The sequence below is a fragment of the Cohnella baijiui genome (genome assembly GCF_020731285.1).
GTDB lineage: Bacteria > Bacillota > Bacilli > Paenibacillales > Paenibacillaceae > Cohnella.
Map to the genome: position 1 here is coordinate 1 of NZ_JAJFOW010000344.1, position 237 is coordinate 237.

The 237-nt window shown below is 49.4% G+C and carries 1 pseudogene; it reads left to right on the plus strand.

What is annotated here, in order from left to right:
- Positions 1-237: pseudogene (locus tag LKX83_RS32890) on the plus strand (2,3,4,5-tetrahydropyridine-2,6-dicarboxylate N-acetyltransferase); the annotation flags it as partial.

The following is a 237-nucleotide window of genomic DNA, read 5'->3' on the forward strand; positions in this document are numbered from 1 at the left end:
CGTCCTGTTCGGCGATTGGAAAGAAATCCAGCCAATCCTTGAAGCTAATCAGGCCAAGATCGAAGACTATGTGGTAGAGAACGACCGACGTAACTCTGCGATTCCTCTGCTGGACATGAAGAATATCCAAGCACGTATCGAGCCAGGTGCTATTATCCGCGATCAGGTTGAGATCGGCAATAACGCGGTAATCATGATGGGTGCAGCGATTAAAATCGGTGCAGTTATCGGCGAAGG